At 66.6% G+C, this 19,716-nt stretch carries 20 protein-coding genes; 19 read left to right on the top strand and 1 reads right to left on the bottom strand.

All coding sequences use genetic code 11. From position 1 onward, the window contains the following. Positions 1-8 precede the first annotated feature (8 nt). From NHL60_RS19225 to NHL60_RS19140, 18 genes are all read left to right on the top strand, one after another. Complete coding sequence (locus tag NHL60_RS19225) at positions 9-779, top strand: ParA family protein (protein WP_253447206.1); 771 nt, start codon at positions 9-11, stop codon at positions 777-779. A 36-nt stretch (positions 780-815) separates the two neighbouring features. Further along, positions 816-1,724, top strand: coding sequence for a ParB/RepB/Spo0J family partition protein (locus NHL60_RS19220; protein ID WP_253447203.1), 909 nt, complete (start codon positions 816-818; stop codon positions 1,722-1,724). Positions 1,725-1,887: 163 nt separating this feature from the next. Further along, positions 1,888-2,325, top strand: coding sequence for an ATP synthase subunit I (locus tag NHL60_RS19215; protein WP_253447200.1), 438 nt, complete (start codon positions 1,888-1,890; stop codon positions 2,323-2,325). Between the two features lie 15 nt (positions 2,326-2,340). Next, positions 2,341-3,168 carry a F0F1 ATP synthase subunit A gene (gene atpB / locus NHL60_RS19210; RefSeq protein WP_253447197.1) on the top strand — a complete coding sequence of 276 codons (828 nt, stop codon included), beginning with the start codon at positions 2,341-2,343 and terminating at the stop codon, positions 3,166-3,168. A 68-nt stretch (positions 3,169-3,236) separates the two neighbouring features. Next, on the top strand, positions 3,237-3,464 hold the full coding sequence (gene atpE, locus NHL60_RS19205) for a F0F1 ATP synthase subunit C (protein ID WP_195861500.1): 228 nt from the start codon (positions 3,237-3,239) through the stop codon (positions 3,462-3,464). Between the two features lie 72 nt (positions 3,465-3,536). After that, positions 3,537-4,007 (top strand): F0F1 ATP synthase subunit B, encoded by a 471-nt coding sequence (locus NHL60_RS19200; RefSeq protein ID WP_253447193.1) that lies wholly within the window; start codon positions 3,537-3,539, stop codon positions 4,005-4,007. 11 nt (positions 4,008-4,018) lie between these two features. After that, positions 4,019-4,555 carry a F0F1 ATP synthase subunit delta gene (locus tag NHL60_RS19195; protein ID WP_253447190.1) on the top strand — a complete coding sequence of 179 codons (537 nt, stop codon included), beginning with the start codon at positions 4,019-4,021 and terminating at the stop codon, positions 4,553-4,555. A gap of 16 nt (positions 4,556-4,571) precedes the next feature. Then, positions 4,572-6,116, top strand: a complete 1,545-nt coding sequence (gene atpA, locus NHL60_RS19190; protein ID WP_253447187.1) for a F0F1 ATP synthase subunit alpha — start codon at positions 4,572-4,574, stop codon at positions 6,114-6,116. Positions 6,117-6,184: 68 nt separating this feature from the next. Continuing rightward, complete coding sequence (gene atpG, locus NHL60_RS19185) at positions 6,185-7,066, top strand: F0F1 ATP synthase subunit gamma (RefSeq protein WP_253447184.1); 882 nt, start codon at positions 6,185-6,187, stop codon at positions 7,064-7,066. Between the two features lie 66 nt (positions 7,067-7,132). Next, positions 7,133-8,509 carry a F0F1 ATP synthase subunit beta gene (gene atpD, locus NHL60_RS19180; RefSeq protein ID WP_253447181.1) on the top strand — a complete coding sequence of 459 codons (1,377 nt, stop codon included), beginning with the start codon at positions 7,133-7,135 and terminating at the stop codon, positions 8,507-8,509. Positions 8,510-8,533: 24 nt separating this feature from the next. Further along, positions 8,534-8,962, top strand: a complete 429-nt coding sequence (locus NHL60_RS19175; RefSeq protein ID WP_253447178.1) for a F0F1 ATP synthase subunit epsilon — start codon at positions 8,534-8,536, stop codon at positions 8,960-8,962. Positions 8,963-9,044: 82 nt separating this feature from the next. Continuing rightward, a complete protein-coding gene (mgtE, locus tag NHL60_RS19170; protein ID WP_253447175.1) occupies positions 9,045-10,418 on the top strand; it encodes a magnesium transporter in 1,374 nt (457 codons plus the stop codon). A 118-nt stretch (positions 10,419-10,536) separates the two neighbouring features. Continuing rightward, entirely contained in the window at positions 10,537-11,337 is an 801-nt protein-coding gene (locus tag NHL60_RS19165; RefSeq protein WP_253447172.1) for an undecaprenyl-diphosphate phosphatase, read from the top strand. 37 nt (positions 11,338-11,374) lie between these two features. Continuing rightward, positions 11,375-12,499 carry an FAD:protein FMN transferase gene (locus NHL60_RS19160; RefSeq protein WP_253447169.1) on the top strand — a complete coding sequence of 375 codons (1,125 nt, stop codon included), beginning with the start codon at positions 11,375-11,377 and terminating at the stop codon, positions 12,497-12,499. Next, positions 12,489-13,886, top strand: coding sequence for a bifunctional UDP-N-acetylglucosamine diphosphorylase/glucosamine-1-phosphate N-acetyltransferase GlmU (gene glmU, locus NHL60_RS19155; protein ID WP_253447166.1), 1,398 nt, complete (start codon positions 12,489-12,491; stop codon positions 13,884-13,886). Before NHL60_RS19160 ends, glmU begins: the two co-directional genes overlap by 11 nt. A gap of 11 nt (positions 13,887-13,897) precedes the next feature. Further along, entirely contained in the window at positions 13,898-15,733 is a 1,836-nt protein-coding gene (glmS, locus tag NHL60_RS19150) for a glutamine--fructose-6-phosphate transaminase (isomerizing) (RefSeq protein ID WP_253447163.1), read from the top strand. Positions 15,734-15,774: 41 nt separating this feature from the next. Beyond that, a complete protein-coding gene (locus NHL60_RS19145; protein ID WP_253452310.1) occupies positions 15,775-16,596 on the top strand; it encodes a DUF72 domain-containing protein in 822 nt (273 codons plus the stop codon). Positions 16,597-16,943: 347 nt separating this feature from the next. Further along, on the top strand, positions 16,944-18,287 hold the full coding sequence (locus tag NHL60_RS19140; protein WP_253447160.1) for a sodium-dependent transporter: 1,344 nt from the start codon (positions 16,944-16,946) through the stop codon (positions 18,285-18,287). 93 nt (positions 18,288-18,380) lie between these two features. Here NHL60_RS19140 and NHL60_RS19135 read toward each other — a convergent pair whose 3' ends face one another. Next, on the bottom strand, positions 18,381-18,590 hold the full coding sequence (locus tag NHL60_RS19135) for a PA3496 family putative envelope integrity protein (RefSeq protein ID WP_253447157.1): 210 nt from the start codon (positions 18,588-18,590) through the stop codon (positions 18,381-18,383). Between the two features lie 246 nt (positions 18,591-18,836). Between NHL60_RS19135 and hexR the strand changes: the two genes are divergently transcribed. Beyond that, on the top strand, positions 18,837-19,694 hold the full coding sequence (gene hexR / locus NHL60_RS19130) for a transcriptional regulator HexR (protein WP_253447155.1): 858 nt from the start codon (positions 18,837-18,839) through the stop codon (positions 19,692-19,694). Positions 19,695-19,716: the final 22 nt, after the last annotated feature.

The raw sequence follows: 19,716 nt of genomic DNA, 5'->3' as shown, positions 1-19,716 counted from the left end.
AGTTGCCCGTGACCAAGATCATCGCCTTGACCAACCAGAAGGGTGGCGTCGGCAAGACCACCACCGCGGTCAATCTCGCCGCCAGCCTGGCGGCCCTGGATCGCCGCGTGCTGCTGGTGGACCTCGACCCCCAGGGCCATGCCACCATGGGCAGCGGCGTGGACAAGCATGAGCTCGACGGCAGCGTGCTGGATGTGCTGCTCGGCGACCGCGGCGCCACCGAGGTGATCCTGGACTGCCCCGAGGCGGGCTATGCGCTGCTGCCCGGCAATGGCGACCTGACCGCTGCCGAGGTGGCGCTGCTCGATCGCGAGGCCGGCCGGGAGCGCTGCCTGGAGAAGGCCCTGACCGATGTGGCCGGGGAGTACGACGTGGTGCTGATCGACTGTCCGCCGTCGCTCAACATGCTCACCGTCAACGGCCTGACCGCCGCGGACGGCGTGCTGATCCCGCTGCAGTGCGAGTTCTATGCCCTGGAGGGGCTCTCGGCGCTGCTGGATACCGTGGAGCAGATCAAGGACAGCGTGAACCCCGGGCTCGAGGTCTACGGGATCCTGCGCACCATGTTCGATGCCCGCAACAGCTTGACCCGGGACGTCACCAAGCAGCTGCGCGACTACTTCGGCGACACCCTGCTCAAGGCCACCATTCCGCGCAACGTGCGGGTCGCCGAGGCGCCCAGCCACGGCCTGCCGGTGACCAAGTACGCCCGCTTCTCGCGGGGCAGCCAGGCCCATCGGGTATTGGCCAAGGAACTGATTCGGCGCCTGTCGCTGTAACCCCTGTTCGGTAATGCCTGCAATGAGGGAGAGTCGATGACGCGTAAACGCGCCCTGGGACGTGGATTGGATGCCCTGATCGGGGCCGGCGCCCGCCGCCGCGAGAGCCTCGACCTGCCTGAGGCGGGGGGCGAGATGGCGGCCCCGCCCGCGACCGCGCCGGAGGCGGAGGAGCGCCTCGAGCGCCTGCCGCTGGGTCAGCTGACCCGGGGCAAGTACCAGCCGCGTCGGGATATCCAGCCCGAAGCGCTGGAGGAGCTGGCGGACTCGATTCGTGCCCAGGGGGTGATGCAGCCCATCGTGGTGCGCCCCGTGGGCGAGGAGCGCTACGAGATCATCGCCGGTGAGCGGCGCTGGCGCGCCGCCCAGCTCGCCGAACTGGATACCATCCCCGCGGTGATCCGCGAGGTGAGCGACGAGGTCGCCCTGGCCCTGGCCCTGATCGAGAACATCCAGCGCGAGAACCTCAACCCGGTGGAAGAGGCGCTGGCGCTGAAGCGGCTGCTGGAGGAGTTCGAGCTGACCCAGCAGCAGGTCGCCGACGCCGTGGGCAAGTCCCGGGCCCAGGTCGCCAACCTGCTGCGCCTGCTGGCGCTCGACCCCGAGGTGCAGACCCTGCTGGAGCGCGGTGACCTCGACATGGGCCATGCCCGGGCCCTGCTGGGGCTCTCCGGCGCCAAGCAGCGCAAGGCGGCCCATGAGGTGGTCAACAAGGACCTCACCGTGCGCGATACCGAGGCGCTGGTGAAGCGACTCGTCGCCGGCGAGCCAAAGCGGGCCGAGAAGCCCGCGGAGAGTCCCGACGTGGCCCGCCTGGAGACGCGTCTGGGTGAGCTGCTGGGCGCCCCGGTAAAGATCCAGCACGGCCGTGGCGGAAAGGGGCGGCTCACCATTCGCTACGCGAGCCTCGACGAGCTGGACGGCATTCTCGAGCATATTCGCTAGAATCCCGGGCCGACCGCCAGGATGTCGACAATTCCTGCATCTTTGGTCGCAAGCGAGGCGAGATAGCGGGAAATTCCATAGCCGCTCTGTTGAAGCCCCGATAGCCCTTCCCTATAATCCGCCGGTGTTTGCCTCAATGTCGGGCGTGGCAGCAGCGGCAAGGATGACTCGCTCCGCGGAGCGTCAGGATGTCGACACGATGCGCAGAGCCTCAACCGCTGCAGGACGCCGACAGCTGGATTTCACGCGGCTGTTCATGGCCCAGGGGCTGGCAACCCTGCTGATAGCCCTGCTGGGGCTCTGGCAGGCGGGCCCGGGAGGAGCGGCATCGGCCCTGCTGGGTGGTCTGGTCAGCCTGGTGCCGTCGCTCTACTTCGTCTGGCGAGGGCTGCGTAGCCGGGGAGGCAAGCGAGTACGCGTCAACGTGCTCAATCTCTACCAGGCGGCAATGGGCAAGTTCGGTTTGACGGTGGCACTGTTCGTGGTGGTGTTCGTCGCAGCGCCCCCCTCAAACCCGGCTTTATTCTTTGTCGCATATGTGGCGGCCCAACTCATGCACTGGCTGACACCCTGGCTGGCGCGCGAGCGGTCGACCCCCTGAACCTGAGGAAGCAGTATGGCAGCAGATAACGAAATATCGGCCATCTATTACATACAGCACCACCTCCAGAACCTGACCTTCGGCTACCATCCGCAGAACGGCTGGTCCCTGGCCAGCACCTCTGCCGAGGCGGTGGAGATGGGTTTCTGGGCGATCCACCTGGATACCATGGGCTGGTCCATCGCCATGGGCGTGCTGTTCCTGTGGCTGTTCCGCAAGGCCGGCAAGATGGCCACCACCGGGGTCCCCGGCGGGCTGCAGAACGGCGTCGAGATGGTCATCGAGTTCATCGAGAACCTGACCCGCTCCACCTTCCACGGCAAGAACGCCAGCATCGCGCCCCTGGCGCTGACGCTGTTCATGTGGATCCTGCTGATGAACAGCCTCAAGATCATCCCGGTGGACTACTTCCCCGAGATGTTCGGCAAGCTGGGCTTCGAGTACATGAAGATAGTGCCGACCACCGACGTCAATGCCACCCTGGGCATGGCCTTCGGTGTCTTCCTGCTGATCGTCTACTACAGCTGCAAGGTCAAGGGCGTGGGCGGTTTCGCCAAGGAGCTCTCGCTGACCCCCTTCAACCACTGGTCGCTGATCCCGTTCAACCTGATCCTCGAGGTGGTCGGCCTCATCGTCAAGCCGATCAGTCTCGGTCTGCGTCTCTTCGGCAACATGTTCGCCGGCGAGGTGATCTTCATCCTGATCGCGCTGCTGCCCTTCTGGGCCATCTGGCTGCTGGATGTGCCGTGGGCGATCTTCCACATCCTGGTGGTGACTCTGCAGGCCTTCATCTTCACGACGCTGTCCATCGTGTATCTGAGCGCCGCGCACGAGCATCACTGAGACCCGAGCAACGCTTGTAACTCAACCATCCACTAACCCTTGCAACTCAACCTACCAGGAGTACTACCATGGAAATCGTCTACATTGCTGCTGCCATCATCATCAGCGTCAGCGCCCTGGCTACCGGCCTCGGCTTCGCCCTGCTGGGCGGCAAGCTGCTCGAGTCCACCGCTCGCCAGCCGGAGCTGGGTGACCAGCTGCAGACCCGTACCTTCATCATGGCAGGTCTCCTCGACGCCGTGCCCATGATCGGCGTTGGTATCGCGATGTACCTGATCTTCGTCGTCGCCGGTTAACGACAGCACCGAGCGCTCAGCGCTCGGTTTGCTTGTTACCGGTCGCCACGAACCTGTCAGAGGTACAGTCCTGTGAATATCAACATGACGCTGATCGGGCAGACGATCGCCTTCGCGATCTTTGTCTGGTTCTGCATAAAGTACGTGTGGCCGCCGATCAGTTCCGCGCTCCATGAGCGCCAGAAGAAGATCGCCGATGGCCTCGACGCGGCAAGCCGTGCCTCTCGTGACCTCGAGCTCGCTCAGGAACAGGCCGCTCAGACCCTTCGCGAGACCAAGGAGCAGGCCTCCCAGATTCTCGAGCAGGCCCACAAGCGCTCTTCCCAGATGGTCGAGGAAGCCCGCGAGCAGGCCCGCGCCGAAGGCGAGCGCCTGGTCGCCAGCGCCCGTGCCGAGATCGAGCAGGAAATCAATCGCGCCAAGGAAGAGCTTCGCGCCCAGGTCTCGACCCTCGCGGTCACTGGCGCCGAGCGTGTCCTGGAAGCCTCCATCGACGAGAAGGCACATCGCAAGCTGCTCGACAAGCTTGCGGCCGAACTGTGAGGAGGTGATCCATGGCGGAACTGTCTACCGTCGCGCGGCCCTATGCCAAGGCGGCGTTCGAGTACGCACGCGATCACCAGGTGCTGGATGCCTGGTCCGAGATGCTGGGCACCCTGGGCCAGGTCATGGCCAGCCGGGACGTCCAGGCGCTCGTTGCCAGCCCCAAGCTTTCCAGCGAGCGCAAGGTGGCGCTGCTGGTCGAAGTGGCCGACATCAAGGTGGACGACGCGGCGCGTCGCTTCCTCGATGAGCTGGCCGAAAAGCGCCGCCTGCCTGCGCTGGCCGCCATTGCCGGCCAGTACGAGCGGCTGCGTGCCGACCACGAGAAGCGCGTCGACGTGACCGTGGTATCGGCCTTCGAACTCGACGCCAAGCAGCAGCAGAAGCTCGCCGGCGCGCTCAAGAAGCGCCTGAATCGCGAAATCTCCATTACCACTCAGGTGGATCCCAGGCTTCTCGGTGGCGTGATCCTGCGCGCCGGCGACACCGTCATCGACGGTTCGGTGCGCGGTCGATTGACTCGCCTCGCCGAAGCCCTTACCGCCTGAGTCTGAGGGACATGGCATGCAGCAACTGAATCCTTCCGAGATCAGCGACATCATCAAGCAGCGTATCGAAAAGCTTGACGTCGCATCCGAAGCCCGTAACCAGGGCACCATCGTCAGCGTCTCCGACGGCATCGTGAAGATCCACGGGCTCGAGGATGCGATGTTCGGTGAGATGATCGAATTCCCCGGCGGCATCTACGGCATGGTGCTCAACCTCGAGCGCGACTCCGTGGGCGCGGTGGTGCTGGGTGACTACCTGCAGCTGGAAGAGGGCATGACCGCCAGCTGTACTGGCCGCATCCTCGAGGTGCCGGTGGGCCCCGAGCTGAAGGGTCGCGTGGTGGATGCCCTGGGCAACCCCATCGACGGCAAGGGCGACATCAACGCCAAGCTCACCGACGCGGTGGAAAAGGTCGCCCCGGGCGTCATCACCCGTCAGTCGGTGGACCAGCCGATCCAGACCGGCTTCAAGTCCATCGACGCCATGGTGCCGATCGGCCGCGGCCAGCGTGAGCTGATCATCGGTGACCGCCAGATCGGTAAGTCGGCGATCGCCATCGATGCCATCATCAACCAGAAGGGCAAGGGCGTCACCTGTATCTACGTCGCCATTGGCCAGAAGCAGTCCACCATCGCCAACGTGGTCCGCAAGCTGGAAGAGCATGGCGCCATGGAGCACACCATCGTGGTCGCCGCCGGCGCTGCCGACCCGGCTCCGATGCAGTTCCTGGCTCCCTATGCCGGCTGCACCATGGGCGAATACTTCCGCGACCGCGGCGAAGACGCCCTGATCGTCTATGACGACCTCACCAAGCAGGCCTGGGCCTACCGTCAGGTCTCCCTGCTGCTGCGTCGTCCGCCGGGCCGTGAAGCCTACCCGGGTGACGTCTTCTACCTCCACTCTCGCCTGCTGGAGCGTGCCGCGCGTGTCAACGCCGAGTACGTCGAGAAGTTCACCAACGGTGAAGTGAAGGGCCAGACCGGCTCGCTGACCGCGCTGCCGATCATCGAGACCCAGGGCGGCGACGTCTCCGCCTTCGTTCCGACCAACGTGATCTCCATCACCGACGGTCAGATCTTCCTGGAGACCGACCTGTTCAACTCGGGCATCCGTCCGGCCATCAACGCCGGCCTGTCGGTCTCCCGCGTGGGTGGTTCGGCCCAGACCAAGATCATCAAGAAGCTCGGCGGCGGCGTGCGCCTGGCGCTCGCCCAGTACCGTGAGCTGGCGGCCTTCTCCCAGTTCGCCTCCGACCTGGACGAAGCGACCCGCAAGCAGCTGGAGCACGGTCAGCGCGTGACCGAGCTGATGAAGCAGAAGCAGTACTCGCCGCTCTCGGTCGCCGAGATGGGCGTGTCGCTCTACGCGGCCAACGAGGGCCATCTGGATGACGTTGACGTCAGCAAGGTGCTGGACTTCGAGCGTGCCCTGCACGAGTACATGAAGTCCGAGCATGCCGAGCTGCTCGACAAGATCAACCAGACCGGCGACTACAACGACGAGATCCAGAACGGCCTCAAGGCGGGTCTCGAGAAGTTCAAGGCCACTCAGAGCTGGTAAGCCTGGCGGCCCGCCCGCCTCGGGCGGGCCCCGGAACTGTCTGAGGGCCACGAACGGAGTAGATCGCTATGGCAGCTGCAAAAGAGATTCGCACCCAGATCGGGAGCATCAAGAACACGCAGAAGATCACCAGCGCCATGGAAATGGTCGCTGCGTCGAAGATGCGCAAGGCTCAGGACCTGATGAAGGCCAGCCAGCCCTATGCGCGTCAGATCCGCAACGTCGTTGCCCATATCGCCGATGCCAACCCCGAGTACAAGCACGACTACATGGTCGATCGCGAGGTCAAGCGGGTGGGCTACATCGTGGTCTCCACCGATCGCGGCCTGTGCGGCGGCCTGAACGTCAACCTGTTCAAGGCCGTGCTCAAGGACTCGATGGAGAAGCGCGACCAGGGCGCCGAGCTGGACTTCTGTGCGCTCGGCTCCAAGGCCGGCGGCTTCTTCCGCAGCTACGGGGGCAACCTCGTGGCGGCGAAGAGCGGCCTGGGCGAGTCGCCCGAGGTCGAGGATCTGATCGGTAGCGTGAAAGTCATGCTGGATGCGTATGACGAGGGGCGCCTGGACCGCCTGTACGTGGTGTACAACGAGTTCGTCAACACCATGACCCAGAAGCCGGTGGTCCGTCAGCTCCTGCCCCTGTCCCCGGACATGGGCACGGATACGCATGACGAAGAGAACAAGCGTCCCGGTAGCTGGGACTACCTGTATGAGCCGGATGCCAAGGCGCTGCTGGACAGCCTGCTGGTTCGCTTCATCGAATCCCAGGTGTACCAGGCGGTGGTCGAGAACGCGGCCTGCGAGCAGGCGGCGCGAATGATCGCCATGAAGAACGCCACCGACAACGCCGGCGGCCTGATCGACGACCTGGAGATGGTCTACAACAAGGCCCGCCAGGCCGCCATCACCCAGGAGATCTCCGAGATCGTCGGGGGCGCCGCCGCCGTATAGCGCCGGGGAGGGCGAGGCCCTCCCGGCACACAGGCTTCATTTGCAGGTTTTTTTGAGGATCGCAAGATGAGCGGACGTATCGTACAAATCATCGGCGCGGTGATTGACGTAGAGTTTCCGCGGGACGACGTTCCCAAGGTCTACGACGCGCTGAACGTCTCGAACTCCGAGACCGTGCTCGAGGTCCAGCAGCAGCTGGGCGACGGCGTGGTGCGCACCATCGCCATGGGCTCCACCGAGGGCCTGAAGCGCGGCATGGAAACCATCAACACCGGTGCTGCCATCTCCGTGCCGGTGGGCAAGGAGACCCTGGGCCGCATCATGGACGTCCTGGGCCGCCCCATCGACGAGGCCGGCGACATCGGCGAGCAGGAGCGCATGCCGATCCACCGCAAGGCCCCGAGCTACGCGGACCAGTCGGCCTCCAACGAGCTGCTCGAGACCGGCATCAAGGTCATCGACCTGGTCTGCCCGTTCGCCAAGGGCGGCAAGGTCGGCCTGTTCGGCGGCGCCGGCGTGGGCAAGACCGTCAACATGATGGAGCTGATCCGCAACATCGCCACCGAGCACAGCGGCTACTCGGTGTTTGCGGGCGTGGGTGAGCGTACCCGTGAGGGTAACGACTTCTACCACGAGATGACCGAATCCAACGTTATCGACAAGGTATCGCTGGTCTACGGTCAGATGAACGAGCCGCCCGGCAACCGCCTGCGCGTGGCCCTGACCGGCCTGACCATCGCCGAGAAGTTCCGCGATGAAGGCCGCGACGTGCTGCTGTTCGTCGACAACATCTACCGCTACACCCTGGCCGGTACCGAGGTCTCCGCACTGCTGGGCCGCATGCCCTCCGCGGTGGGTTACCAGCCGACCCTGGCCGAGGAGATGGGTGTGCTCCAGGAGCGCATCACCTCCACCAAGACCGGCTCGATCACCTCCGTGCAGGCCGTCTACGTGCCCGCGGATGACCTGACCGACCCGTCCCCGGCGACCACCTTCTCGCACCTGGACGCTACCGTGGTACTGGCGCGTTCCATCGCCGAGCTGGGTATCTATCCGGCCATCGATCCGCTGGACTCCACCTCCCGTCAGCTGGACCCGCTGGTGGTCGGTGAGGAGCACTACAACACCGCTCGCGGCGTGCAGAACGTGCTGCAGCGCTACAAGGAGCTCAAGGACATCATCGCGATTCTGGGCATGGACGAGCTGTCCGACGAGGACAAGCAGACCGTGGCCCGGGCGCGTAAGATCCAGCGCTTCCTGTCGCAGCCGTTCTTCGTGGCCGAGGTGTTCACCGGGTCGCCCGGCAAGTACGTGTCCCTCAAGGACACCATCCGCGGCTTCCAGGGCATCCTCAACGGCGAGTACGACGAGCTGCCTGAGCAGGCCTTCTACATGGTCGGTTCCATCGACGAAGCCGTCGAGAAAGCCAACCAGATGAAGTAATCCCGTCCATCAGGGGGATTCGCTATGGCGAACAGCTTCAAGTGCGAAATCGTCAGCGCCGAGGCGGCCATCTTCTCGGGCGAGATCGAGCAGCTCGTCGCGTCCGGGATCATGGGGGACCTGGGCATCCTGCCCGGGCACGCCCCGCTGCTGACCGAGCTTCAGCCCGGGCCGATTCGCGTGATCCACGACGGTGGACAGGAAGAGAACTTCTACGTTTCCGGCGGCTTCCTCGAAGTGCAGCCGGACGTGGTGACCATCCTGGCCGACGCCGCATCCCGCGCTCGTGACCTCGACGAGGCCTCCGCGGAGGAGGCCCGTCAGCATGCGCTGAAGGCATTCAACGACAAGTCGGCGGAGCTGGACTACACCCGCGCCGCCGCCGAGCTCGCTGAGGCCGTGGCACAGCTGCGTACCATCCAGCAGCTGCGCAAGAAGGCCGGTAAGGGCTGATCCCCGGCTGCGCCTTCTAGTCGCCCTCCGATCCCGTGCAATACCGGGTTCGGGGGGCGTTTTTGTCTGTGAGGAGGATGCCATGTCACTGAACGAGACCCTGCAGGTGCAGAAGGAAGCGCTGGTGGCGGCGCTGGCCGATGAGGCCCGTGAACGCCTCGACGAGATGCTGCCGGAGCTGCGTTCCGCGGACATTGCCGAGATTCTCGAGGAGATCCTCGAGGAGGACGACGATCTGCCGGTCGCCATGGGGCTGCTCGACAGCCTGCCCCTGGAGCGGCGCGCCAATGTGCTGGGCTACCTGCCCGGCGAGGAGCAGGTCGAGATCAGCACGGCCATGTCCGACGAAACGCTGCTCGCGGTGCTGGAGGAGATGGGCTCCGACGAGCGCGCCGACCTCTTCAACCTGCTCGATGAAGACCGCCGCGAGCTGCTTCTGAGGCGCATGGCGCGCCAGGAGCGCGAAGAGCTCAAGCGGCTCTCCAGCTATGAGGAGGGCACCGCCGGGGCGATCATGACCACCGACTACGTGGCCATTCCCGGCGGCATGACCGTCTCCCAGGCGATGATGCGGGTGCGCCAGACCGCCCCCGACGCCGAGACGGTCTATCAGCTCTATGTCATCGACCCGGATGGCCGGCTTGCCGGCACCCTCTCCCTGCGCCAGCTGATGGTGGCGCGGCCGGGGGCCCGGGTCGACGACATCATGATTCGGGATGTGATCAGCATTCCGGTCGACGAGCTGCAGGAGGAGGTCGCCCGGGTGGTGGCCCGCTACGACCTGCTGGCGCTGCCGGTGCTCGACGCCGACGAGCGGCTGGTGGGCATCGTCACCCACGATGACGCCATGGACGTGGCCGAGGAGGAGGCCACCGAGGACTTTCATAAGGGGATGTCCATCGGTCAGCTGGAAGACGGCGTCAGCCGGGTGCCGCTGTGGAGTCTCTACCGCAAGCGGGTGACCTGGCTGGTACTGCTGGTCTTTGCCAACCTCTTCTCTGGCGCCGGCATCGCCTACTTCGAGGACACCATCGCCGCCCAGGTGGCCCTGGTGTTCTTCCTGCCGCTGCTGATCGGCAGCGGCGGCAACGCGGGCGCCCAGGCCGCGACCCTGATGGTTCGCGGCATGGCCACCGGCGACGTGGGCGTCAAGGACTGGAGCACTCTGCTCGGCCGCGAACTGCTGGTGGCCGGCTCCCTGGGCCTGACCATGGCCCTGGCGGTGGCGCCCATCGGGGTGATGCGAGGCGGCGAGGCGGTGGCCATGGTGGTGGCCATGAGCATGGTGACCATCGTGCTGTTCGGCAGCCTGCTCGGCATGTGCCTGCCCTTCGTGCTCAACCGGCTGGGCTGGGATCCGGCCACCGCCTCGGCGCCCCTGGTGACCACCCTGATCGACGCCTCGGGGGTGGTGATCTACTTCAGCATCGCCACGGCGATCCTGACCGGGCTCTAGGCGGAGGGGCCGTTTCTCCAATCGTCATCTTGTCCTGGCATCCTGAGGCGGGCTCTGGCCGTCCCGCTGTGCCGGGCCTGCTGACCCGACCCTTTACCCGCTTTTCAAGGAACCGCTCATGGATTGGCTGCAGGTCTTCCTGCTTTCCATCGTGCAGGGACTCACCGAGTTCCTGCCGATCTCCAGCTCCGCCCACCTGATTCTGGTGCCGGTGCTCACCGACTGGGAAGACCAGGGCCTCGCCTTCGACGTCGCCCTTCACATCGGCAGCCTGGCGGCGGTGGTGCTCTACTTCCGCCATGAGCTCGTGCGCATGACCGCAAGCTGGGTCGGTTCCCTGGGCGGCAGAGGCGTGAACGAGGATGCCCGGCTGGCCTGGTGGGTGCTGCTGGCCACCCTGCCGGTCTGTATCATCGGCTTCGCCTTCCGGGATGCCGTCGCGCTGGGCATGCGCTCGCCGCTGATCATCGGCGTGAGTCTGATCGGCTTCGGCCTGCTGCTGGGCTATGCCGACTGGCGCCGCCGCCGGGGCGGGCGCAGCGAGTACCAGCTCGGGCTCAGGGACGTGCTGCTGATCGGTGGCGCCCAGGCCCTGGCGCTGATCCCCGGCACCTCGCGCTCCGGCATCACCATCACCGCCGCGCTGCTGCTGGGCATGAGCCGGGAGGGGGCGGCGCGCTTCTCCTTCCTGCTCTCGATTCCGGTGATCGCCCTTGCCGGCGGCCTGGAGGTCGTTGGCCTGATCCGCGAAGCCCACCAGGTGGACTGGCCGGCGGTGCTTGTCGGTGCCATCCTCTCCGGCATCAGCGCCTACCTCTGCATCCACTTCTTCCTGGCCTTTATCAAACGGGTCGGCATGCAGCCCTTCGTGGTCTATCGTCTGCTGCTGGGCGGCTGGCTGCTGTGGCTGTTCTGGTAGTCCCGTATCCCCTTCACTCATGGAGCGTGCTCGAATCATGAAAGCCCTGGCTTCCCTTCCCTTTCTCCTGCTTGCGCTGCTGCTGACCGGCTGCTCGGAGCGCGACCGGCCCCTCGATTCACCGGTGCGCTTCGAGGGCGGCGTCTACGGCAGCTTCTATCAGGTGACCATCGCCGATCCGCTGACCCAGGGCGAGGCTCGGGAGCTGGAGGAGGGCATCCTCGAGGTGCTCGAGGCGGTGGACGTCTCCATGTCGATCTATATCGAGGACTCCGAGCTCTCGGTCTTCAACCAGGCGCCGCTGGACGAGTGGCAGCCGCTCTCCGATGAGCTGATGGAAGTGCTGGCGATCAGCCAGGCGGTGGCGGAGAAGAGCGATGGCGCCTTTGACCCCACGGTGGGAGGGCTGGTCAATCTCTGGAGCTTCGGCGCCGAGGCGCGACCCCGGGAGGTACCTGACGAGGCCAGCCTGGCCGAGCGCCTCCAGGTGGTGGGTTTCGATGCGGTGACCCTGGACCTCGCTGCCATGCAGGCGAGCCGTACCCGGGACGTTCAGGTCGACCTGGGGGGGGTGGCCAAGGGGCACGCGGTGGATCGGGTCGCCGCCTTCCTGGACCGCGAGGGCATCAAGCACTATCTGGTCAACCTGGGGGGCGACCTGATCGCCCGGGGCTATCGCAACGCCAGGGAGGCGGGCGACGACGAGGCGGAGCGCTGGCGCATCGGCATCGAGGCGCCGCTGGATGACCGCCAGGAGGCCCAGTATGTGCTGCCCATCGGCGATGTCTCCCTGGCCACCTCGGGAGACTATCGCAACTACTTCGTGGAGGCGGGGCAGCGCTTCTCCCACACCATCGACCCGCGCAGCGGCCGTCCCATCGACCACCGCCTGGCCTCGGTGAGCGTGCTGCACCCCTCCAACGCCTGGGCCGACGCCTGGGCCACGGCGCTGATGGTGCTGGGCGACGAGGCGGGCATGGCCCTGGCCCTGGAGCAGGACCTCAAGGTGATGATGATCGTGCGCGACGGCGACGAGTGGCAGAGCCGCGTCAGTCCCGCCTTCGTGGCATACTTCGGCGAATCGCTGGTCGAGGAGCTCGGCCTGGAAGCCGAGTTCGACAGTCCACAGATGGAGTCCACTGGAGTCATTGATGACGCTTGATCCAACCACACAGCTCGATGTCGTGATACTGGCCGCGGGGCAGGGCACCCGGATGCGCTCGACCCTACCCAAGGTGCTGCACCGGCTGGCCGGCAAGGCCATGGTGCGCCACGTGATCGATACCGCCGCGGGGCTTGCCGCCGAGCGCACCCACGTGGTGGTGGGGCACGGTGCCGACAAGGTGCGCGAGGCCCTGGCCGACTGCCGGGTGCGCTTTGCGCTGCAGGCGGAGCAGAAGGGCACCGGTCATGCCGTGGCCCAGGCCCTGGAGGGGCTGGGCAATGGCCGCGTGCTGGTGCTCTACGGCGACGTGCCGTTGATTCGCCGGGAGACCCTGGAGGCGCTGCTGAAGGGGGTCGACGACCACCACCTGGGGCTGCTGACCGTGACCCTCGATGACCCCACTGGCTATGGGCGGATCCTGCGCAACGCCGACGGCGAGCCGGTGGCCATTGTCGAGCACAAGGACGCCAGCGAGGCCGAGCGGGCGATCCGCGAGTGCAACACCGGGATCATGGCCATGACCGCGGCCCAGCTGCGTCGCTGGCTGCCCAGCCTCTCCGCGGACAACGCCCAGGGCGAGTACTACCTCACCGATATCATCGCCATGGCGGCCGCCGAAGGGGTGAAGATCGTCACCACCCAGCCCGCCGAGCCGCTGGAGGTGGAGGGGGTCAACAACCGCCTGCAGATGGCGCGCCTGGAGCGTGCCCACCAGCTGGCCATCGCCGAGGGGCTGATGACCGAGGGGGTGGCGCTGACCGATCCGAGCCGACTCGACGTGCGCGGCAGCCTGCGCTGCGGCCACGACGTGGAGATCGACGTGGGCTGCGTCTTCGAGGGCGAGGTGGAGCTCGGCGAGGGGGTGCGCATCGGTGCCCACTGCGTGATCCGCGACAGCCATATCGGCGCCGGCACCGTGATCGAGCCCCACAGCGTCATCGAGGGAGCGGTCATCGCCGGTCGCGGCACCATCGGCCCCTTCGCCCGGCTGCGTCCGGGGACTCGGCTGGCGGTGGGCGCCAAGGTGGGCAACTTCGTCGAGACCAAGAACGTCGAGGTGGGCGAGGGCAGCAAGATCAACCACCTGAGCTATGTGGGCGATGCCCGCCTGGGCCGCGACGTCAACGTCGGTGCCGGCACCATCACCTGCAACTATGACGGCGCCCACAAGCATCGCACCGAGATCGGCGACGGCGCCTTCATCGGCTCCAACAGTGCCCTGGTGGCACCGGTCAGCATCGGCCAGGGCGCCACCGTGGGCGCCGGTTCCACCATCAGCAAGGACGTGGCCGACAACGCCCTGGCCGTCACCCGGGCGCGTCAGGTCAGCAGGGCCGACTGGCCCCGGCCGACCAAGGAAAGCGGTTCCATCAAGAAAAGCTAGGGAGAGATCGCATGTGTGGCATCGTCGGTGCCGTTGCCGAGCGCAACGTGGAAGGCATCCTGCTCGAGGGCCTGAAGCGCCTGGAATACCGCGGCTATGACTCCGCCGGCATGGCGGTGCTCTCGCCGGAAGGGGCGCTCTCGCGCCGCCGGGCGGTGGGCAAGGTGGCGGCCCTGGCCGAGCGTCTGGCGGCCGAGCCGCTGCCGGGGCGCTGCGGCATCGCCCACACCCGCTGGGCGACCCACGGCCGCCCCAGCGAGGCCAACGCCCATCCCCACCAGTCCGGCGAGCGCCTCGCGGTGGTGCATAATGGCATCATCGAGAACCATGAGGCCCTGCGCCAGGAGCTGGCGGCGGCCGGCTACGCCTTCACCTCCGAGACCGATACCGAGGTGGTGGCCCACCTGCTCGATCAGGAGAGCCGCGAGGGCGGCGACCTGCTGGCCGCCGTGCGCCGGGTGCTGGCTCGGCTCGAGGGCGCCTATGCGCTGGGCGTGGTCAGCGCGGCGGAGCCCGATGTGATCGTCGGCGCCCGCAAGGGCAGCCCGCTGGTGGTGGGCGTGGGCATCGGCGAGGCCTTCCTGGGCTCCGACCCGCTGGCGCTGCTGCAGGTCACCGACCGCTTCATCTACCTGGAGGAGGGCGACTTGGTGCGCCTCTCGGCCGGCGGGCGCATCGAGGTCTTCGATGGCGCCGGCCGGCCCGTGGAGCGCGAAGTGCAGACCTTCGAGCACGGCGACGGCGCAGCCAGCAAGGGTGAGTACCGCCACTTCATGCTCAAGGAGATCCATGAGCAGCCGGCGGTGATCGCCGCGGCGCTGGAAGGCCGCCTGGGCGAGCGCTCGGCGCTGGTGGAGAGCTTCGGCCCCGACGCCGAGGCGCTCTTCGCCCGGGTGCGCCAGATCCATATCATCGCCTGCGGCACCAGCTATCACGCCGGCATGGTGGCCCGCTACTGGCTGGAGCGCTTTGCCGGGGTGCCGGTGCAGGTGGAGGTCGCCTCGGAGTACCGCTACCGCCAGGTGGTGGTGCCCGACGACACCCTCTTCGTCACCCTCTCCCAGTCCGGCGAGACCGCCGATACCCTGGCGGCGCTGCGCTTCGCCCGGGAGCGCGGCTACCTGGCCAGCCTGGCGATCTGCAACGTGCCGGGCAGCTCCCTGGTGCGGGAGTCGGACCTGACCCTGATGACCCAGGCCGGCCCCGAGATCGGCGTGGCCTCCACCAAGGCCTTCACCACCCAGCTCACCGCCCTGATGCTCTTCACCCTGGCGCTGGGGCGGGTCAAGGGGCTCGACGAGGCGGTCCAGGCCGAGCTGGTGGCGGCCCTGCGCGGCCTGCCGCGGCTGGTGGAGCGGGTGCTGGCGCTGGATCCGGAGATCGAGGCGCTCTCCATGGCCTTCGCCGAGAAGCATCACGCCCTCTTCCTGGGCCGCGGGGCGCACTTCCCCATTGCCCTGGAGGGGGCGCTCAAGCTCAAGGAGATCTCCTATATCCACGCCGAGGCCTATCCGGCGGGTGAGCTCAAGCATGGCCCCCTGGCACTGGTGGACAGCGAGATGCCGGTCATCTCCGTGGCCCCCAACGACGAGCTGCTCGACAAGCTCAAGTCGAACCTCCAGGAGGTGCGGGCCCGTGGCGGCGAGCTCTTCGTCTTCGCCGACGAGGGGGTAGCGCTGACCGAGGAGGAGGGGGTCCGGGTGCTGCGCCTGCCCCAGGTGCACGAGGCCCTGGCGCCGATCCTCTACACCCTGCCGCTGCAGCTGCTCAGCTACCACGTGGCGGTGCTCAAGGGCACCGATGTGGACCAGCCCCGCAACCTGGCCAAGAGCGTGACGGTGGAGTGAACTCGATCGTCGAGCCGCCGCGCCTCTACCTGGGGCTGCCCATGTGGGCCAACCCCGACTGGCGCGGCAGCCTCTATCCGCCCCACGGTGGCGGCCTCGAGGAGTACGCCCGGGTGTTCGGAAGCGTGGAGGGCAATACCACCTTCTACAGCGGTGCCCCCCGGGCGGAGACGGTGGCCGCCTGGGCCCGCCAGGCGCCAGCGGAGTTTCGCTTCTGCTTCAAGCTGCCGGCGGCGCTGACCCACGAGCGCCGCCTGGCAGGCATCGAGGCCGAGTTCGACGCCTTCCTCGCGGCGCTCGCCCCGCTCCATGATCGGCTGGGGCCGATGATGGTCCAGCTGCCCCGGGACTTCGGCGCGGATGAGCTCCCCAGCCTCGAGGCCCTGTTGGCCCGCTGGCCGGCAGAGGTCCCCTGCGCGGTGGAGGTGCGCCACCCCGAGTTTTTCCACAAGGGGGCGGCCGAGATCGCCCTCAACAGATTGTTGATAAGTCGCGGCGTCGACCGGGTGATGCTCGACGTGCGCCCGCTCTTCTCGACGCCGGCCAGCGGCCATCCCGGGCTGCTGAAGGCCCAGGGAGAAAAGCCAAGACGCCCTTTACACGTGCTTTCCACGGCGGATCGTCCCCTGGTGCGCTTTATCGGCCACCTCGATCCGGCGATCAACGAGCGCTACTTTGCGCCCTGGATTCAGCGTCTCGCCCTGTGGATAAAACAGGGGAAAACCCCTTATCTCATGGTGCATACTCCGGATAACCGCCAGGCGCCTGAGCTGGCAAGATCCCTCTATGCGCGGCTCGCCGAGGCCCTCTCCCTGGCGCCCCTGGCGGACTTTCCGGGCGAGGCCCAGGCGGTCCTGTTCTAGGCCGGCAATGACCCACCGCAGCAAATTGTTTTCATGAGCCGGCCGCCGCTGGCCATCGAGCGTTTGATCGGATAGTTTTATTCCCCTGTGCGGCATACCCCATGGATATTGACCGGATCTCCCGCGTAAAGACGTGATTCCTGCCAGTATCCGCCGCACGGTCCCTTCTCCTTTCGGTGCAACAACTCGCCGGACGGAGACGGGCGGCACGGCAGTGATCCTGCCTGGATCCTGTCATGCTCTGGAAGACGCCGTGCGATCCATGGCGTCCTGGACGTGGCAATGACAAGCACAAGCCGTCATCGCGCCAGACCGGCCGATGGCGACACGTACACTCAGGGTGAATCATGTCTAAACTCGTGCATGCGCAGTGGTCATCGAAGATGACCTTCGTGCTCGCCGCCGCGGGCTCCGCGGTGGGACTGGGCAATATCTGGCGTTTTTCCTACATGGTGGGCGACAGCGGGGGCGCGGCCTTCGTGCTCATCTACCTGGCCTGCGTGGCCCTGGTGGGCCTGCCGATCCTGGTGGCCGAATGGCTGATCGGTCGGCGCGGCCAGGAGAACCCCATCAACGCCATGGCGGATCTGGCCCGCCAGAACGGCCGCCTGCCGGCCTGGGCGCTGGTTGGCGCCAGCGGCGTGCTGGCTGCCTTCCTGATCCTCTCCTTCTACAGCGTGATCGGGGGCTGGTCGCTCTCCTACACCCTGGGTTCCGTCACCGGCCGCTTCACCGGCCAGGATGCCGACGGCATCGGCGCCCTCTTCGGTGGCCTGCTGGGCAGCCCGGGCATCCTGACCCTGTGGCACACCGCCTTCATGGCGCTGGTGATCTTCATCGTCGCCCGCGGCGTCACCAAGGGGCTCGAGGGCGCCGTGCGGACCCTGATGCCGGGGCTGGTGCTGCTGCTGATCGTGCTGGTCGGCTACGGCATGACCACCGGGCACTTCGGCGAGGCGCTGGCCTTCATGTTCCGTCCCGACTGGAGCGCGGTGACCGGCGGCGTGGTGCTGGCCGCCATGGGGCAGGCCTTCTTCACCCTCTCCCTCGGCATGGGCATCATGATGGCCTACGGCTCCTACCTGGGCGAGGACGTCAACCTGGTCGGCACCGCCCGGACCGTGATCATCCTCGATACCGTGATCGCCCTGCTGGCGGGCATGGCGATCTTCCCCATCGTCTTCGCCAACGGCATGAGCCCCGCCGATGGGCCCGGGCTGATCTTCGTCAACCTGCCGGTGGCCTTCGGCAACATGACCGGCGGTGCCATCCTGGGTCTGATGTTCTTCCTGCTGCTCACCTTCGCGGCGCTCACCTCGGCGATCTCGCTGCTCGAGCCGGTGGTGGAGCTGGTGGAGGAGCGCACCCCTCTGACCCGGGTCGCGGCGACCCTGATCAGCGGCGTGGCGGTCTGGGCGCTGGGTATCGCGGCGCTGATGTCCTTCAACGTCTGGGATAGCGTGCTGATCTTCGGCCTGAACATCTTCGACCTGCTGGATACCTTCACCAGCAAGGTGCTGCTGCCGCTGACCGGCCTCGGGGCGATCCTCTTCGTGGCCTGGTGCCTGGAGCGCCAGAGCGTGGCCAGCGAACTCAACCTGACCGGCGGCAAGGAGCAGCTGTGGCACGTCGTGGCGCGCTATGTGGCGCCCATCGGGGTGATCGTGGTGTTCGTCACCGGCCTGCTCTAGGCCGCTAGGCGGGAAGCACGATACCCCCTGCGAGCCCCGCCCCGGCGGGGCTCGCGTCGTTCGGGCCGGGAAGCGTCCTGCCTCGAGGGCGCTTCAGTGCATCTCGTCGAGCTCGTCCTCGGGCAGCTCGGCGATATCCCGGGAGAGCTGCTTGAACTCCTCGTGGAGCTCGATGCCTCGGCGCGCCCTCAGGCTGCGCTGGGCGGCGGTGCGGGAGCGCTGCTCGTGCTCGACGACTTCCATGCTCATGAAGATATCGAGGAGCTCGCTCTTCAGGGAGGTTAACCGTTCGACATTTCGCATGATCGACTCTCCTGTGTCACGTTGCGACACTGTCATTCCAGCCATCACATTCCTACTATAACGCAGCTTTCAGAATGATGACGGCTCATGCTGCAGAGCAAAAACGCTATTCCAACGCTTGGCGTCGCCTGCCCTGCCGCACATCTTGCGTTGCACAACAGAGGCCCGCTTGGGGCATACTGTAGGCAGTATCCTTTCAACGCACCGTTCCTCGCCCGACGGTGATACCCAAGCCAAGGAGTTCCCGTGAGCAGCGCCCTGTTCGATGAGATGAGACGCCGCATGGAGCACTTCCGCCGCTCCGAGCAGAAGGTGGCGCGTTTCGTGCTGCGCAACCCCGAGGAAGTGATCCACATGCGCATCGTCGACCTGGCCACCGAGGCCAAGGTCAGCGAACCCACGGTGGTGCGCTTCTGCCGCGCCCTGGGCTGCAACGGCTTCCAGGACTTCAAGCTCAAGCTGGCGCAGATGCTGGCGACCGGCAGCCAGTTCGCCCAGTTCTCCATGAACGACAGCGACTCGGTGGCGGAATTCTCCCAGAGCATCTTCGACTCCACCGTGGGCACCCTGCTCTCGGTGCGCGACCGCCTCGATAACGAGGCGCTGAGCCAGGCGATCAACGCCCTGGCCATGGCCAACCGGGTGGAGTTCTACGGCTTCGGTGCCTCCGGTGCGGTGGCCTTCGACGCCCAGCACAAGTTCTTCCGCCTGCAGATCTCCACCGCCGCCTACGCCGACCCCCATATGCAGAACATGTCGGCGGTGACCCTCAAGGAGGGCGACGTGGTGGTGGCGATCTCCCAGACCGGCCGCACCCGGGCCCTGGTGGCCAGCGTGCGCCTGGCCAAGGAGGCCGGGGCCACCGTGATCGGGCTCTGCCCCAGCGGCTCGCCCCTGGCCGAGGAGGTCACCCTGCCGCTCTATATCGATGTCCACGAGGACACCGAGATCTACACCCCCATGAGCTCGCGCATCGCCCATCTGGTGCTGGTCGACGTGCTGGCGGTGGGCGTGGCCAAGACCCGCGGTCCCAAGCTTGCCGAGCAGCTCAAGTCGGTGAAGAAGAGCCTGATCCCCCTGCGCTACCCCGAGGAAGAGGCCTAGCGCGGCGAGGCAGGCCGAGGAG

The sequence above is a fragment of the Halomonas sp. Y3 genome (assembly GCF_024137965.1).
Lineage (GTDB): Bacteria > Pseudomonadota > Gammaproteobacteria > Pseudomonadales > Halomonadaceae > Halomonas > Halomonas mongoliensis.
The sequence above is the reverse complement of the archived record's forward strand: the minus strand, read 5'-3'. Positions and strand labels throughout refer to the sequence as shown.